Source organism: Streptomyces kurssanovii, assembly GCF_040677245.1.
Lineage (GTDB): Bacteria > Actinomycetota > Actinomycetes > Streptomycetales > Streptomycetaceae > Streptomyces > Streptomyces kurssanovii.
The window spans coordinates 68,276-81,579 of record NZ_JBFAQK010000010.1; the positions used below are offsets into that span (position 1 = coordinate 68,276).

12 protein-coding genes are annotated in these 13,304 nt (G+C 73.5%); 7 read left to right on the top strand and 5 right to left on the bottom strand.

Annotation, left to right across the window (positions count from 1 at the left end; genetic code table 11):
- Nucleotides 1-52: 52 nt before the first annotated feature.
- Both cutA and AB0K36_RS10735 read left to right on the top strand, forming a co-directional pair.
- Entirely contained in the window at nucleotides 53-355 is a 303-nt protein-coding gene (gene cutA / locus AB0K36_RS10730; RefSeq protein WP_364591433.1) for a divalent-cation tolerance protein CutA, read from the top strand.
- Nucleotides 352-792 (top strand): gamma-glutamylcyclotransferase family protein, encoded by a 441-nt coding sequence (locus AB0K36_RS10735; protein WP_364591253.1) that lies wholly within the window; start codon nucleotides 352-354, stop codon nucleotides 790-792. Before cutA ends, AB0K36_RS10735 begins: the two co-directional genes overlap by 4 nt.
- Here AB0K36_RS10735 and AB0K36_RS10740 read toward each other — a convergent pair.
- From AB0K36_RS10740 to AB0K36_RS10750, 3 genes are all read right to left on the bottom strand, one after another.
- Nucleotides 779-2,905 (bottom strand): molybdopterin oxidoreductase family protein, encoded by a 2,127-nt coding sequence (locus AB0K36_RS10740; protein WP_364591256.1) that lies wholly within the window; start codon nucleotides 2,903-2,905, stop codon nucleotides 779-781. The genes AB0K36_RS10735 and AB0K36_RS10740 overlap by 14 nt on opposite strands.
- Before the next feature lie 244 nt (nucleotides 2,906-3,149).
- Nucleotides 3,150-3,731, bottom strand: coding sequence for a TIGR03086 family metal-binding protein (locus AB0K36_RS10745; RefSeq protein WP_364591259.1), 582 nt, complete (start codon nucleotides 3,729-3,731; stop codon nucleotides 3,150-3,152).
- 65 nt (nucleotides 3,732-3,796) lie between these two features.
- The gene (locus AB0K36_RS10750; protein ID WP_364591436.1) at nucleotides 3,797-4,408 is read right to left on the bottom strand and encodes a SanA/YdcF family protein; all 612 of its coding nucleotides are present in this window, start codon (nucleotides 4,406-4,408) and stop codon (nucleotides 3,797-3,799) included.
- 110 nt (nucleotides 4,409-4,518) lie between these two features.
- On the opposite strand from AB0K36_RS10750, the gene AB0K36_RS10755 reads away from it, so the two are divergent.
- The 5 genes from AB0K36_RS10755 to dnaG all read left to right on the top strand — a co-directional run bounded on the left by AB0K36_RS10755 (nucleotide 4,519) and on the right by dnaG (nucleotide 11,601).
- Entirely contained in the window at nucleotides 4,519-5,220 is a 702-nt protein-coding gene (locus tag AB0K36_RS10755) for a hypothetical protein (RefSeq protein ID WP_364591262.1), read from the top strand.
- Nucleotides 5,221-6,077: 857 nt separating this feature from the next.
- Nucleotides 6,078-6,830, top strand: a complete 753-nt coding sequence (locus AB0K36_RS10760; protein WP_364591265.1) for a sirohydrochlorin chelatase — start codon at nucleotides 6,078-6,080, stop codon at nucleotides 6,828-6,830.
- A 56-nt stretch (nucleotides 6,831-6,886) separates the two neighbouring features.
- Nucleotides 6,887-8,230 (top strand): deoxyguanosinetriphosphate triphosphohydrolase, encoded by a 1,344-nt coding sequence (locus AB0K36_RS10765; RefSeq protein WP_364591268.1) that lies wholly within the window; start codon nucleotides 6,887-6,889, stop codon nucleotides 8,228-8,230.
- A 154-nt stretch (nucleotides 8,231-8,384) separates the two neighbouring features.
- Nucleotides 8,385-9,656: an NAD(P)/FAD-dependent oxidoreductase gene (locus AB0K36_RS10770; protein ID WP_364591271.1), complete on the top strand. Its 1,272-nt coding sequence runs from the start codon at nucleotides 8,385-8,387 to the stop codon at nucleotides 9,654-9,656.
- Nucleotides 9,657-9,690: 34 nt separating this feature from the next.
- Nucleotides 9,691-11,601 carry a DNA primase gene (gene dnaG, locus AB0K36_RS10775; protein WP_364591274.1) on the top strand — a complete coding sequence of 637 codons (1,911 nt, stop codon included), beginning with the start codon at nucleotides 9,691-9,693 and terminating at the stop codon, nucleotides 11,599-11,601.
- Nucleotides 11,602-11,640: 39 nt separating this feature from the next.
- On the opposite strand, the gene AB0K36_RS10780 is transcribed toward dnaG, so the two are convergent.
- A complete protein-coding gene (locus AB0K36_RS10780; RefSeq protein WP_364591277.1) occupies nucleotides 11,641-12,624 on the bottom strand; it encodes a nucleotidyl transferase AbiEii/AbiGii toxin family protein in 984 nt (327 codons plus the stop codon).
- Nucleotides 12,621-13,235 carry a hypothetical protein gene (locus AB0K36_RS10785; RefSeq protein WP_364591280.1) on the bottom strand — a complete coding sequence of 205 codons (615 nt, stop codon included), beginning with the start codon at nucleotides 13,233-13,235 and terminating at the stop codon, nucleotides 12,621-12,623. Before AB0K36_RS10785 ends, AB0K36_RS10780 begins: the two co-directional genes overlap by 4 nt.
- Between the last annotated feature and the right edge of the window lie 69 nt (nucleotides 13,236-13,304).

The following is a 13,304-nucleotide window of genomic DNA, read 5'->3' on the forward strand; positions in this document are numbered from 1 at the left end:
AGGAGCTCCTGCCGTGGAACCCACCCCCGCCGCGCCGCCGCTGCTCACCGTGATGACCACGACCGACAGCGCGGAGAAGGCCCGGCGGCTCGCCGACGGCGCCGTGGAGGCCCGGCTCGCGGCCTGCGCGCAGATCTCCGCGCCGGTGACGTCGGTGTACCGCTGGCAGAACCGCATCGAGACCGCCGAGGAGTGGCAGGTCCTCCTCAAGACCACGCCGGCCTGCTACGACGCCCTCGAAGCCCATCTGACCGCCGCCCACGACTACGACACACCGGAGATCATCGCCACCCCGGTGGTACGCGCCGGCGCGGCTTATGCGGCCTGGGTGCGGGCGGAGACCGTGGCGCCGTGAACGGGTCGCGGCGGCTTCCGTTCTTCGTCTACGGCACCCTGCGGCCGGGCGAACGCAACCACGACCTGCTCCTGCGGGGCCGCACCACCGCGGAGCGTCCCGCCCTGCTTTCCGGCGCGGTGCTCTACGAGGGCCCCGGCTACCCGTACGCCGTCGACACCGACGACCCGGCGGCCACGGTCACCGGCGAGGCGGTGACCGCGAAGCCGGAGGAGTACGAGCGACTGCTCGCCCTCCTCGACCGGCTGGAGGAGTACGGCGGACCGGGCCACGCGGCCAACCTGTACGAGCGGGTGGCCCGGGAGATCCTCCTCGAGGACGGCACGCCGGCACAGGCGTGGGTCTACGTCGCCGCCGAACGCGTGGCCCGCGGACTGCGGGCCGGCGGCCGACCCGTCACCGGCGGCGACTGGCACGAGGCGGTCAGCCGCCGCTGACCCGCTCCGGCTCCAGCCGGACGGCGCACACCTTGAACTCGGGCATACGGGACGTCGGGTCGAGCGCCGGGTTCGTCACCGAGTTCACCCGTCCCTCGCCCGGCCAGTGGAACGGCATGAAGACGGTGTCCGGCCTGATACCCGTGGTGATCCGGGCGGGCCCGACCGCCCGCCCCCGCCGCGACACCACGGCCAGGGGCTCGCCCTCCGCGACACCGAGACGTTCCGCCAGCTGCGGATGCAGCTCGACGAACGGGCCCGGGGCGGCGGCGTTCAGCTCGTCGACGCGCCTGGTCTGCGCGCCCGACTGGTACTGGGCGACCACCCGCCCGGTCGTCAGCAGCACCGGGTAGTCGGCGTCGGGCTCCTCCGCGGCGGGCCGGTGTCCCACGGCGACGAACCTGGCCAGGCCGTCGGGGGTGGCGAACCGGTCCAGGAACAGCCGGGGCGTGCCGGGGTGGGCGGCCGGCTCGTCCTCTTCGTCCGGCTCCGGGCACGGCCAGAAGACGCCGTCCTCCTCGGCGATCCTGCGGTACGTGATGCCCGAGTAGTCCGCAGGTCCGCCCGCCGACGCCCGCCGCAGCTCCTCGAAGACCTCCTCCGGGTCGGCGGGGAAGCCCTTCTCGTGTCCGAGCAGCGCCGCCAGCGCGCTCAGCACCTCGAGATCGCTGCGCACCCCCTCCGGGGCGTCGAGCGCCTTGCGGCGCAGCAGCACGCGGCCCTCCAGGTTGGTCGTCGTGCCGGTCTCCTCCGCCCACTGCGTCACCGGCAGCACCACGTCCGCGAGCGCCGCCGTCTCCGAGAGCACCACGTCCGCGACGGCCAGGAAGTCCAGGGACTTCAGCCGTCCCTCGATGTGCGCCGCACGCGGCGCCGACACCACCGGGTTCGATCCCATCAGCAACAGCGACTTCACGTCACCGCCCAGCGCGTCCAGCAGCTCGTAGGCGCTGCGTCCCGGCCCCGGCAGGGACTCGGGGGGCACGCCCCACACACCCGCGACATGGGCCCGCGCCGCCGGGTCGTCCAGCTTGCGGTAGCCGGGCAGCTGGTCGGCCTTCTGGCCGTGCTCACGGCCGCCCTGCCCGTTGCCCTGCCCGGTCAGGCATCCGTAGCCGGACAGGGGCCGCCCCGCCCGGCCGGTCGCCAGGCAGAGGTTGATCCAGGCGCTGACCGTGTCGGTGCCCTTGGAATGCTGCTCGGGCCCGCGGGCGGTGAGCACCATCGCGGACGGCGCGTCGCAGAACAGCCGTACCGCCTCACGCAGCTGCGGCACGCCCACGCCGGTGATCCGCTCGACGAGCTCGGGCCAGTGCGCCATGGCGGCGGCCCTGGCCTCCGCCCAGCCGCTCGTGCGGGCGGCGATGAAGTCCTCGTCGGTACGCCCCTCCGCCACCACTTCGTGCAGCAGGCCCAGGGCGAGCGCCAGGTCGGTGCCGGGACGGGGCGCCAGATGCAGATCGGCCTGCTCCGCGGTCCTCGTACGCCGCGGGTCGACGACGATCAGCTTGCCGCCGTTCTCCTTCAGCTCCGTCAGGTAGCGCAGCGCCGGCGGCATGGTCTCCGCGATGTTGGAGCCCACGAGGATCACACAGCCGGTCCTCGGGATGTCCTCCAGCGGGAACGGCAGTCCGCGGTCGAGCCCGAACGCCTTGTTGTGCGCCGCCGCGGCCGACGACATGCAGAAGCGGCCGTTGTAGTCGATCTGCGAGGTGCCGAGCACGACCCGGGCGAACTTCCCGAGGGTGTACGCCTTCTCGTTGGTCAGCCCGCCGCCGCCGAAGACGCCCACGGCGTCGGCGCCGTGCACGTCCCGCGTACGCCGCAGCCCGTCGGCGATCGTACGCAGTGCCTCCTCCCAGGTGGCCGGTTCGAGCCGGCCTGTGGCGTGGCTTCTGATGAGCGGCCCGGTCAGGCGCACCCGGGAGGAGAGAAGGGAGGTCGACGTGCGGCCCTTGCCGCACAGGGCGCCCCGGTTGACGGGGAAGTCGGGACGCTCCACCACCTCGACGGCCGTCCCGTCGGCGGTGTCCGGCCGGGGGACACCGCGCAGATTCATGCCGCACTGCAGGGCGCAGTAGGGACAGTGGGTCGGGATGGTCTCGTCGCGCATGACGCCCAGCGTGGAACATCCGTGTTACGCGGGCGGACGCGCCGCATTACGGACGGGGTACGCCTGGCTCAGCCGCGAGCTCACGGCGGAGTGAGGACCGACCGTGAGCGGTGGGCCCGTCCCGGGGCCCCGGGACGTCGTGCCGGGGGGCGTCGGAGCGGGCCTCCCCGCGGTCCCGGCCGTCCTGTCCAAGGCCACGGCGGCTCAGGCGCGGCGGCCCCGTCCTGTCCGGGGCCACGGCGGCTCAGGCGCGGCGGCCGAGCATCGCCAGCAGCCGGGTCTGCGGGTCGTCGCCCGGCGGCGGCTCGATCGGCGCGGCGAAGAGGCCGGATTTCGACAGCTCCGACGCGTACGGGGCGACCTCCTCCAGGGTGAAGGCCACCAGCGCGTCCGGAAGCCGCTCCTCCGCGCCGATCGCCCGTGACAGGTCCCAGGAGTGCACCACCGCGTCGCTGATCATCTGCGAGCAGTAGGCGGTCGCCGGGGTCTCCCCGTACGACAGCTGGACCGTCCGCTCCAGCGCCCCCTCGTCGGAGAACGCCTTACGGGCGGCGCGCGCCGCGGCGTCCCAGGCCTGGCGGGGCCGGTCGCCGAGGACGTCACCGTCGTAGGCGTCGCCGATGTCCTCGATCGTCGCCCCGTCCGTCACCAGGTCCGGCACCCACAGCTGCTCGGCGGTGAGGTGGTTGACGAGATCGCGCACCGACCACTCCGTGCACGGCGTCGGATCGTCCCACTGGTCGTCCCGTACGGCGTGCACCCGGTCGGTGAAGAGAGCCAGGGCCTCGGTGTGCCGGGTCAGCAGCGTTGCCACGTCATTTGTCATGCGGCTCACTTTTCCCTGCCGGGGACCTCGATGCGAGCGTGCGCGGCCGTGTGCCTCCCGGCGTGTCAGCCCGCCGCCGCCAGCGCGTCCCGCACGCCGGGCTCGCGCGCCCCCAGGAACCGCGGGTCCGGCCGGAACACGGCATCCAGCGACGCCTTGCCCGCCGCGAACATCTCCCGCACGCCGCCGTAGTACCAGGTCGCGTCATGCGGTTCCGCCACACCGACGCCGTACGCCTCGACCCCGGCGGACCGGCACAGCGCGACCGCCCGGCGGATGTGGAAGCCCTGGCTCACCAGCAGCGCCCGCTCCACCCCGAAGATCTCCTTCGCCCGCACGCACGAGTCCCAGGTGTCGAACCCGGCGTAGTCGCTGACGATCCGGTCGTCGGGCACACCGCGCTCCGTCAGATACGTGCGCATGGCGTCGGGCTCGTCGTACTCGACCCGGCTGTTGTCACCGGTGACCAGCACGACCTTGACCTTGCCGGTCCGGTACAGCTCGGCGGCGGTGTCGAGCCGGTGCGCCAGATAGGGGGAGGGCCGGCCCTGCCAGAGACCGGCGCCGAAGACGACGGCGACGTCCCGCGCCGGGGCCTCCGCGACCGTACGGACGCGGCTGTCGGCCACGGCGTGCATCCAGGTCGCGGGCGCCAGGCCGAGGACGCACCCCAGCATGACGGCCTGTGCGACGAGACGTCGCCTTCTCGTTCCTCTCACGGACAGTCAGACGCCGGCCGAGCGGAAATGGTTGGCCGGACGGGCCGGTCTGTTGACACGATCACCCGATGACCGACAAGAGAGCCGCGTCCGCCGCCCGCGACAACGCCGAGTGGTGCGAGGCGATGTGCCGCGCACACGGCCTTTCCGGCGCCTTCGGCGCCCGCGCGTGGACCAGCGCGAGCCGCACACCCCTGCTGTACCCGGACGCGGTGACACTCGCCAAGGACGCGACGGCGGACGACGTCCTGGGCGCCGTCTCCACCGGCCCCGGCTGTTCGGTCAAGGACAGTTTCGCGACCCTGGACCTGTCCGGCGCCGGATTCCACGTCCTCTTCGAGGCCCAGTGGATCCACCGGGAGCCGGGCCTGCCCACGCCGACGGCTCCCGCCGGCGTCGCATGGTCCCGCCTCCACACCCCGGACGAGCTGGCGGAATGGGCGGCCGCCTGGGACGGCGGCGACGGTCTGGCGCACCTCTTCCGCCCGGAACTGCTGTCCGACCCGTCGGTCGCGTTCCTCGCGGGCCGCGCGGAGGGCCGGCTGACCGCCGGCGCGGTGGTGAGCCGGGCCGGGGACGCGGCAGGCGTCTCCAACCTGTTCGCCGTCGACGACGACCTCGACGCGGCGTGGGCGGGCTGCCTGTCGGCGGTGGCCGACGCATGGCCGGGCGTGCCGGTGGTCGGCTACGAACAGGGCGACGACCTGTCGGCGGCGGTTCGGCAGGGGTGCGTGCCGGTGGGTCCGCTGCGGGTCTGGCTGGCGGGGTAGCGCCGACGCGGAGTGCCCTCAAGCGCCGGGCGGGCTGGATTTCGCTGCGCGAAATCAGCCTCGCTGGGGGCACCTCCCACGGCCGCCAGGCCGTAGGGGGAGTTTGAGGCGCGGGGGCCCGGGGGCAGAGCCCCCGAAACACCGCGCGGAGCGCGGTGGCGGGTCCGGGCGGAGCCCGGCTTCGGGAAGTGAGGGGCTCGCCACGGCCGCCAGGCGGAAGGGGGACCGCAGGAGCGGCGCCGCGTAGCGGTCAGGCCCGGCGGGGTGGCCGCGCTCACGCGGTGGCCACGCCCACGGGGTGGCCCCATGGGGTGGCCCCGCGTCGCGGTCAGGCCCACGCCACGCCGCGCCCACGCGTTGGTCGCGCCCGCAGTAGCGGCCCCGCGCCCACGCCGCGCCCACGCGTTGGCCGCGCTCGCAGGAGCGGCCCCGCGCCCACGCAGCGCTGCGCCCACGGGGTGGCCCCGCGCCGCGCCCACACGGCGGTCACGCCTACCGGTGGCCCCGCGCCGCGCCCACGCGGCGGTCACGCCTACCGGTGGCCACGCCCACGCGCCGCCCGCGCCGCCCGCGCCGCCCGCGCCGCCCGCGCCGCCCGCGCCGCCCGCGCCCCCGTGAGGCCCGTGAAAAGACCCGTCACCCTCACGCAACACCCCCGCAACCTGCGCCCGCCACCATCGGTGCATGACGGAGCCGGAACACCTTCGTGAGTCCCCGCCCCCGCCCCTCCCGAGCGCAGCCGACAGCGCAGTCGACACCGCCGCGCAGTTCGACACCACCGTCGGGCTGCTCACGCGTATCACCGCTCAGCTCGGCACCCAGCTGAGTCACGTCCGACTGAACGGAACCCGCACCGCATGCCCCCGACCGATCGGCCCACCCTCGTCGCCGTCGCCCACGGCAGCCGCGACCCCCGCGCGCTGAGCACCGTCACCGCTCTTCTCGAGCTGGTGCGTGAACTGCGCCCCGGCCTGGACGTACGGCTCGGCCACGTCGAGCTGAACGAGCCGCTCCTCGACGACACCCTCCGGTCGCTCGGCGGCGCGCCCACCGTCCTCGTGCCGCTGCTGCTCAGCCGCGGCTATCACGTCAAGCACGACCTGCCGCGCGCCGCGGCCGTGATACCCGGCGGCGACATCCGCATCGCGCGCCCGCTCGGGCCGCACCCGCTCCTCGCGGAGGCGCTCGCGGCCCGGCTCGCGGAGGCGGGCTGGCGGGCGGAGGACGGCTCGAGCCGCAGCGCCGGGGTCGTCCTGGCGTCCGCGGGCTCCCGCGATCCCGAGTCCGCGGCGGACACCCGGCGCATGGCGGACATGCTGGGGGAGCGGCTCGGCGGCGTGCCGGTCGTGCCCGCGTACGCCTCCGCGCTCGCGCCCACCGTGCCCGCGGCCGTCAAAGCCCTGACGGCGCGCGGCCGCCACCGGATCGCCGTGGCGTCCTACTTCGCCGCGCCCGGCCTGTTCGCCACCCGCAGTGCCGCCGCCGCTCCCTGGATCGCGGCGGAGCCGCTCGGCACGCATCCCGCTCTGGCCCGGCTGCTGCTGCACCGTTACGACCAGGCGCGAGCGCTGCCCCGCGCCGCGCGGCGGCTGGAACTGTCCGCCGCGTAGGGCGCCGTGGGGCCGGACGGGGCCCGGCTGTCGGCCGCTCCGGTTACCTTCGGTGCATGGACGGCACCACCAGCACCACAGGCACAGGCACACCCCCGGGCCACAGCACGGGCAACGGCACCGCCCCCGACGGCTACGACGCCGCGGCCGTCGAACGCTGGGCCGCCGAGCCCGACAAGCGCCCCGGCCGTACCGCCTTCCAGCGCGACCGCGCCCGCGTGCTGCACTCCTCCGCGCTGCGCCGCCTCGCCGGGAAGACGCAGGTCGTCACCCCCGGCACCCGCAGCCTCGCCTGGGACGCCAGCCCCCGCACCCGGCTGACGCACTCGCTGGAGTGCGCGCAGGTCGGGCGGGAGCTGGGCGCCGCCCTCGGCTGCGACCCCGATCTCGTCGAAGCGGCGTGCCTCGCCCACGACATGGGCCATCCGCCGTTCGGCCACAACGGCGAGCAGGCGCTGAACGAGTTCGCGGAGGACTGCGGCGGCTTCGAGGGCAACGCCCAGTCGCTCCGCCTGCTGACGCGGATCGAGCCCAAGCGTTTCGTGCACGCGCCGGAGACGGGCGAGCCGGTCAGCGTGGGCCTGAATCTCACCCGGGCCGCCCTCGACGCGGCGACCAAGTACCCCTGGCCGCGCGGCGGTCATCCGACCGATCCCGGTTCCGGGAAGTTCGGTGTGTACGAGGACGACCTGCCGGTCTTCGAGTGGGCCCGCCTCGGCGCCCCCGCGTTCCGCAAGTGCCTCGAGGCGCAGGTGATGGACTGGTCCGACGACGTCGCGTACTCGGTGCACGACTTCGAGGACGGCCTGCACGCCGGGCACATCGACCCCGACTGCCTCATGTCGGAGACCGAGCGCGCGGGCATCTGGTCGGTGGCGATCGGCCGGTACGTGCCGCACGACACCGAGCCTCAGGAGTTGTCCGAGGCACTCGACCGGCTGGTCGACCAGGCGTGGTGGCCGCACCAGTACGACGGGTCCGCGGTCGCCCAGGCCCGGTTGAAGGACGCCACGAGCCAGCTCATCGGCCGGTTCGCGCTCGCCGCAGAGGGCGCCACCCGGCAGGCGTACGGCGGCGGCATGCTCACCCGGTACGGGGCGGAGCTCGTCGTCCCCCGTGCCACGCGCAACGAGTGTGCCGTGCTGAAGGCGGTGGCCGACCGCTATGTGATGCAGCGCGCCGAGCAGGAGGCTCTCCGCGCCGACCAGCGCGTGGTGCTCGCCGAGCTGGCGCAGGCGCTCACCGCCCGCGCGCCGGAGGGCCTGGAACCGCAGTTCCGTGCCATGTTCGAGGCCGCGGCGGACGACCGGGCGCGCAAGCGTGTGATCGTCGACCAGATCGCGAACCTCACGGACGCCTCCGCCCGCACGCTGCACGTCCGCCTCACCGCCCGGCGCTGATGGAGGGCACGACGACCCCGGGAGCACCCGTGCCACGCACCGAGTGATTCGTCCGTTTTTGACACGCCGGAGGGCACTCCCTCTTCCGCCATATCGCTCCGTGCGGGACGCTCGCTGAAGGCTGCGCTGCGGAGAAGCAACGAGGAGGCATCACGTGGTCGACGCACATCGGACATTCGTCATCGTCGGCGGTGGGCTGGCGGGGGCCAAGGCCGCCGAGACCCTCCGTGCCGAAGGGTTCACCGGGCGAGTGATCCTCATCGGCGACGAACGTGACCGCCCCTACGAACGTCCGCCGCTGTCCAAGGCGTATCTGACCGGCAAGGACGAACGCGACAGCGCCTTCGTCCACGATCCGGCCTGGTACGCCCGGGCCGACATCGAGCTGCACCTGGGCCAGACCGTCGTGTCCATCGACCGCGAGTCCCGCTCCGTGCGCCTCGGCGACGGAACCGTCGTCCACTACGACAAGCTGCTGCTCGCCACCGGCGCCGAGCCCCGCCGGCTGGACATCCCGGGCACCGGTCTGGCCGGCGTCCACCATCTGCGCCGCCTCGCCCACGCCGACCGGCTGCGCCATGTGCTCGCCGCCCTCGGCCGCGACAACGGGCACCTGATCATCGCCGGCGCCGGCTGGATCGGCCTCGAGGTCGCCGCCGCGGCCCGCGGCTACGGTGCGGAGGTGACCGTCGTGGAGCCGGAGGCCACCCCGCTGCACCAGGTCATCGGCCCCGAGCTCGGCCAGGTATTCGCCGAACTGCACCGCGAGCGCGGCGTCCGTTTCCACTTCGGCGTCCGTCTCACCGAGATCATCGGGCAGGACGGCATGGTCCTCGCGGCCCGCACCGACGACGGCGAGGAGCACCCGGCGCACGAGATCCTCGCCGCCATCGGCGCGGCCCCGCGCACCGCGCTCGCCGACGCGGCGGGCCTCGACCTCGCCGACCGGGCGGAGGGCGGCGGCATCGCCGTCGACGAGAGCCTGCGCACCTCCGATCCCGACATCTACGCCGCGGGGGACGTCGCCGCCGCCCGGCACCCGCTGCTCGGGACCCGGCTGCGCGTCGAGCACTGGGCCAACGCCCTGAACGGCGGCCCGGCCGCCGCCCGGGCCATGCTCGGCCAGGACGTGACCTACGACCGGGTCCCGTATTTCTTCTCGGACCAGTACGACGTCGGCATGGAGTATTCGGGCTGGGCGCCGCCCGGCTCGTACGACCAGGTCGTGCTCCGCGGCGACGTCGGAAGGCGGGAGTTCATCGCCTTCTGGCTCAAGGACGGCCGGGTGCTCGCCGGGATGAACGTCAATGTGTGGGACGTCACCGCACCGATCCAGCAGCTGATCCGGAGCCGGGCGCAGGTGGACCCGCAGACGCTCGGCGATCCGGGTGTGCCGCTCACCGACCTCGTGAACCTCTCCGGCTGACGGGAGTGTCGCCGCGTCACCGTAGAATTCACGCGTGGCAGGCAGGATCAACGATGACGACGTGAAGGCGGTCCGGGACGCGGTCCCGATCGACGCCGTCGTTTCCGAGTACCTCCAGCTGCGCAACGCAGGCGGGGGGAACCTGAAGGGCCTGTGCCCCTTCCACGACGAGAAGTCTCCTTCCTTCCAGGTCAGCCCGAGCAAGGGTCTCTTCCACTGCTTCGGCTGCCAGGAAGGCGGCGACACGATCGCCTTCGTGATGAAGATCGACCATCTCTCGTTCTCCGAGACGGTCGAGCGCCTCGCCGCCCAGGCGGGCATCACCCTGCGCTACGAGGAGGGCGGGTACAACCCCACCCATCAGCGGGGCGAGCGGATCCGGCTGGTCGAGGCCCACAAGATCGCCGCACAGTTCTACGTGGAGCAGCTGGACGGCCCCGAGGCCGAGATCGGCCGGAAGTTCCTCGCGGAGCGGGGCTTCGACCAGGCCGCCGCCCAGCACTTCGGCGTCGGCTACAGCCCGGCCGGCTGGGACCACCTCACCCGCTATCTGCGCGGCAAGGGGTTCAGCGACAAGGAGCTGACCCTCTCCGGCCTTTCGCAGGAGGGCAGGCGCGGTCCCATCGACCGGTTCCGCGGCCGGCTGATGTGGCCGATCCGGGACATCACCGGGGAGGTCGTCGGCTTCGGCGCCCGTAAGCTCCGCGACGACGACAACGGCCCGAAGTACCTGAACACGCCCGAGACGGCGATCTACAAGAAGTCGCAGGTGCTGTACGGCATCGACCTCGCCAAGAAGGAGATCGCCCGCACCAGCACGGCCGTCGTCGTCGAGGGCTACACCGACGTCATGGCCTGCCACCTCGCCGGAGTCACCACCGCCATCGCCACCTGTGGCACCTCGTTCGGCGGCGACCACATCAAGATCCTCCGGCGGCTGCTGATGGACAACGCCACCGCCGAGGTGATCTTCACCTTCGACGGTGACGCCGCCGGCCAGAAGGCGGCACTGCGCGCCTTCGAGGACGACCAGAAGTTCGCGGCCGAGACGTCGATCGCCATCACACCCGGCGGCATGGACCCGTGCGAGCTGCGGCTCGCGGAAGGCGACGAGTCGGTGCAGAAGCTCGTCGAGACGCGCACGCCGCTCTTCGAGTTCGCGATCCGGCAGATGGTGAGACGCCACAACCTGGAGACGCCCGCCGGCCGCGCGGCGGCCCTCGACGAGGCCGCCCCGATCGTGGCCGGCATCAAGAACGTCGCCATCCAGCACGAGTCGGCCGTGCAACTGGCCGGCATCCTCGGCATCCTCGACACCCAGTTCGTCGTCAAGCGGGTCGCCCAGCTCGCCCGCTGGGCCCGCGACCGCGGCGGTGACCGGGGGGAGCGCAGGGGCGGCCCTTCCAGGGCATCGCATCCCGCGCCCGGCGCGCCTGCCCAGGCCGCGCCGTCGGGTCCGGCACTCAACCTGCGCAGCCCCGCCCACCGCACCGAGCGTGAACTGCTCAAACTGGCCCTCCAGCACCCCGAGCTGGTCTCCCCGGCCTTCGACGCGTACGGCGTCGACGAGTTCACCGCCCCGCCGTACGCCGCGGTCCGCCGGACCATCGAGGAGGCCGGCGGCGCCGAACAGGGCACCCGGGACGCCTCCGGCTATCTGGCCCGCGTCCGCGAAGCCGCCCCCGACGACACGGTGCGCGCCCTGGTCACCGAGCTCGCCGTGGAAGCGGTGCACGCCCGCGCGGTCGACGAGGTGTACGCGGGCATGCAGCTCGTCCAGGTCCGTCTGCGCGCCGTCGACCGCCGCATCCGCGAGGTCCAGGGCACGATGGCCCGCCTCGGCGCAGGAGGCGACCAGGAGCGGTACGCGGCGGTGGCGAACGAACTGTGGGTGCTCCAGCAGTACGCGCAGTCGCTGCGCAACCAGGGCGCGGCCGCGCTCTAGCGGCCGCACATCCGGCGCCCGAGGCGCCGCTCCGCGCCGCTACGCGGCGAACGTGGGCGCCAGCGCGGTCAGCAGCCGCCGGACGTACTCGTCCCTTCCGTCGGCGAACTGCGGATAGTCCAGGGCGAAATGGTTCCAGTCCATGTGCCGCAGGGAGTCCCGGAGGTCCTCCAGGCGGAGCTCCTCCTGCCCACCGGTAGGCCACTCGTTCCCCGACAGCCGGAACACCTCCTGAAGGAGCGCGTTCCCCAGCGGGCCCCGTTCCGCCAGCAGCACCGCGTCGTACAGGTCCTTGCCCTGCGGATACAGGTCGTCGATCAGCCACACCACCTTCCAGGCGAGCGACAGTTCGAGGGTCGCCGTCAGCAGCGGCACGCCGCACACCTTCTCGGAGCCGGGCTCCACGGGCAGCTTCTCGTTGAAGACGAAGTCGAGCTGCACCTGCCCGGCGGGCAGCCCGGGTGCCTGCCACGGCAGCACCATGCGGCGGCCCGGCACCCGCTCGTACGTCCAGATGTACTCGGACTCGGCGCCTGCCGCATCGATGACCGGGCCGCCCGCCTGCTCCTCGGTGGCGCGCTGCGCCGCCGCCGCGATGTCGTCGAGCATGGTGGTGGTGCGCTCCTCCTCGATGCGCCAGTCCGCAGGGACGACGACGAAGTCGAGGTCCTTCGGCTCCCGCGCGGCGTCCCCGAACCGGTCGGCGAGCAGCATGCTGCCGCGCAGCACCAGCGAACCGGCCCACCCCGAACGGGAGACCGCGGTGACGACGCTCTCCAGCGCGCGTCGTCGCGCCGCCCCCCAGGCGGGGCGCAGCTCTTCGGGCACCACGGAGTCGGCGGGCCGGTACGCGCTGTCGAAGTGCTTCAGGGCGGGGTCGAACAGCCGGTGCCTGGACGCGCCGGGCCCCACACCCGCGTGCAACGTGCGAGGCAGCTCCGTCCGGCGCCGCACGCGTTCCTCCCTCGGCTCCGCCGGGTCGTCAGGACCGCCCGGAATCGTCGGCTCCCAGTTCGCGTTCATCGTTCCGCCCCCTCGTCGATCCAACCGTCGTCCACCGACAGGTCGCTGTCGTACAGCACGAACTCCCGCTCTTCGCCGAGGACTTCGAACCCCTCGGCGGCCAACTCGGCTGTCAGCGCGTCACATGCCGCGCCCGCCTGCTCCGCGGAAACACCGCGGCGGCGCTGCGTCACGAAGCGCTCGTGCCGGCCCCCCGCCGCCACCCGGCGCGCGTTCCACGACAGATGCGCACCGTGGCGCACCGCCAGGTCCGTCAGCGCCTCGCGGTCGAAGTCCTCCTCGAGCAGCAGCTTCAGATGGTGCTCGAAGTAGCCGCCGTCCGCGGTGCGGACCTCCGGTGACCACGGCGTGGTCTCGATCTTCACCCGCACCGGGTCGAAACCGCCGGCGCGCAGCCGTGCCACCAGCCGGTCGGCCGCCGCCCGTTGAGAGGCCAGATCCTCGGTGCCCCGCAGGGTCAGCATCGGCTGGGACACCATCCGGCCCCGGGCGAGCACGATGTGCGTCACCTTCAGCCCCGCGGCGCCCGCCCACGAGTCCAGCCCGGAGCGAGCCGCGTCGTCCGTACAGCGCACCGTCACATGGGTCTCGTATTCGCACAGCCTGTTCACCGGCGCAGTCTGCCAAAGCGCCGGACGTCCGGCATCCGAGTAACCGGCCGGTCACGCACGGGTCTCAAA